The sequence below is a fragment of the Burkholderia sp. LMG 13014 genome, from assembly GCF_905232215.1.
In the GTDB taxonomy this organism is placed as follows: Bacteria; Pseudomonadota; Gammaproteobacteria; order Burkholderiales; family Burkholderiaceae; genus Burkholderia.
In genome coordinates this window covers 1-2,849 of the sequence record NZ_CAJNKE010000687.1, presented here as the reverse complement: position 1 = coordinate 2,849, position 2,849 = coordinate 1, and the positions used below count along the sequence as shown (strand labels likewise).

General features: G+C 67.4%; 3 protein-coding genes. All 3 read left to right on the top strand.

The features are described from left to right. Positions 1–646: DNA-3-methyladenine glycosylase (locus JYJ84_RS33115; RefSeq protein WP_205190014.1), on the top strand; the 646-nt coding region annotated here is incomplete at its 5' end. A gap of 103 nt (positions 647–749) precedes the next feature. Continuing rightward, positions 750–1,721 (top strand): acetyl-CoA carboxylase carboxyltransferase subunit alpha, encoded by a 972-nt coding sequence (locus tag JYJ84_RS33110; RefSeq protein WP_059607910.1) that lies wholly within the window; start codon positions 750–752, stop codon positions 1,719–1,721. 46 nt (positions 1,722–1,767) lie between these two features. Further along, positions 1,768–2,849 (top strand): tRNA lysidine(34) synthetase TilS (gene tilS / locus JYJ84_RS33105; RefSeq protein ID WP_205186679.1); only part of this gene is annotated, 1,082 nt, incomplete at its 3' end.

Genomic DNA, 2,849 nt, shown 5'->3' with positions numbered 1-2,849 from the left:
TGCGTCCGAAGCGGGCGGCGAGGAGGTCGTCGTGCGTCCTGCTTACTGGGATAAAGCATGCGCCGACCTCGTCAAGCGCGACCGGATCATGAAGAAACTGATTCCGAAGTTCGGTCCCGCGCATCTCGTGAAGCGCGGCGACCCGTTCGTCACGCTCGCGCGCTCGGTTGTCGGCCAGCAGATTTCGGTGCCGTCCGCGCAGTCGCTGTGGGCACGCATCGGGGATGCCTGTCCGAAACTCGCCCCGCAGCCGGTGATCCGGCTCGGCGCGGACAAGCTGATCGCGTGCGGGCTGTCGAAGCGCAAGACGGAATACATCCTCGATCTCGCGCAGCATTTCGTGTCGGGCGCGCTGCACGTCGACAAATGGACGTCGATGGACGACGAGGACGTGATCGCGGAACTCACGCAGATCCGCGGCATCAGCCGCTGGACGGCGGAGATGTTCCTGATCTTCAACCTGTCGCGGCCGGACGTCCTGCCGCTCGACGACCCGGGCCTGATCCGCGCGATCAGCGTCAATTACTTCAGCGGGGAACCCGTCACGCGCAGCGAGGCGCGCGAGGTTGCGGCCAACTGGGAGCCGTGGCGCACCGTCGCGACCTGGTACATGTGGCGCAGCCTCGATGCACCCGACGGCGCCTGAGCTGCGGCTATCGGGTTTTAAACATCAATAGTTGAGAGCCGGTTTTGAGCGTCGCCCGCGCGGGTAGAATACGCGCTGCCGCAAGACCCAAGGATTCGAACACATGAAGACCACGTTTCTGGATTTCGAACAGCCGATCGCCGAACTCGAGGCCAAGATCGAAGAGCTGCGATTCGTGCAGGACGACTCGGCTGTCGACATTTCGGAAGAAATCGAGCGGCTGTCGAAGAAAAGCCAGCAACTGACGAAGGACCTCTACGCGAACCTGTCGCCGTGGCAGGTTTCGCAGATCGCGCGGCATCCGCAGCGTCCGTACACGCTCGATTACGTTGCGGAACTGTTTACCGATTTTCACGAACTGCACGGCGACCGTGCATTCGCGGACGATATTTCGATCGTCGGCGGTCTCGCGCGCTTCGGCGGCCATCCGTGCATGGTGATCGGCCACCAGAAGGGCCGTGACACCAAGGAGCGCGCCGCGCGCAACTTCGGGATGCCGCGCCCGGAAGGCTATCGCAAGGCCGAACGCCTGATGCGTCTCGCCGAGAAGTTCGGGCTGCCGATCTTCACGTTCGTCGACACGCCGGGCGCGTACCCGGGCATCGGCGCGGAAGAGCGCGGCCAGTCGGAGGCGATCGGCCGCAACCTGTACGTGATGGCCGAGCTGAAGACGCCGATCATCACGACGGTGATCGGCGAGGGCGGTTCGGGCGGCGCGCTCGCGATCGCGGTGGCCGACACGGTGATGATGCTGCAATTCTCGACCTACTCGGTGATCTCGCCGGAAGGGTGCGCGTCGATCCTGTGGAAGAGCGCCGCGAAGGCGCCCGAAGCAGCGGAAGCGCTGGGCCTGACCGCGCACCGCCTGAAGGCACTCGGCCTGATCGACAAGATCATCAACGAGCCGCTCGGTGGCGCGCATCGCGATCCGAAGGGCATGGCCGCGCTGCTGCGCCGTGCGCTCGCCGATTCGCTGCGCCAGTTCCAGGGCATGAGCATCGATGCGCTGCGCGAGCGCCGCTTCGAGCGCCTGATGGCCTACGGCAAGTTCAAGGAAACCACGCCGGGCGCATGACCGGCTGCGTCTTCAAATCGCGCGCCGCTGCGCGCGCGCTCCTCTCGTGATTCCGCCAACCGAATTCTCCGCCGACCGCGCCGTCCTCGACGCGGTCGGCGTTGCGCTTTCCGGCATGCCGCCGGATGCACGCATCGCGATTGCCTACAGTGGCGGCCTCGATTCGACGGTGCTGCTCGACGCGGCGGTGCGCGTCGCGGGCGCGTCGCGCTGCGTCGCGCTGCACGTGCATCACGGGCTGAGTGCGAACGCCGACGCGTGGGTGGCGCATGCCGAGGCGAGCGCAGCCGGGCTCGGTGTCGCATTCGAATCGATGCGCGTCGACGTGCCGCGCGACAGCGGCCTCGGTGTCGAGGCGACCGCGCGCGAGCGGCGCTATGCGGCGCTCGACGAGATGTGCGAGCGCCACGGCGCGGCCGCGCTGTGGCTCGCGCAGCATGCGGACGACCAGGCCGAGACCGTGTTGCTGCAGTTGTTGCGCGGTGCGGGGATCGCGGGGCTTGCCGCGATGGCGCCGCGTTACCGCCCTGACGGCGTGAGCGTCGAGCGTGTGCGCCCGCTGCTGCGATTGTTGCGTGCGCAACTCGAGCGCTATGCGACGCAGCACGATCTGGCATGGATCGACGACGAATCGAACAACGACACGCGCTACGCGCGCAATGCGCTGCGCATCGACGTGCTGCCGGCGCTGGCCGTGCATTTTCCGGGCTTTCGCGACGCGCTGGGCCGCGCGGCCCAGCATGCGGCCGCCGCGCAGCGGCTGCTCGACGACCTGGCCGAACTCGACTTCGCCGTTGCCGCGCGCGATGACGGGCACGCGCTGTCGCGCGATGCACTGGTCGCGTTCGACGACACGCGCGGCGCTAACCTGCTGCGCTTCTGGATGCGCCGGCTCGGTTTGCCGGGCGCGTCGGCTGCCCGGCTCGCCAACATGATGCGGCAGCTGCGTGCCACGAATGTCGCCCATGCGCTGCGCGTCGATCACGCGGGGCAATGCCTGCGCCTCTATCGCGATGTCGTCTACTGGGAAGCCGGCGACAGCAGGGAACCGGCCGATGACGGTACCGGGAGTCCGCATCCGGAGGCGGTGCTCGCGTGGGACGGGCAGGAAGTCTGGTACCTGCCGGG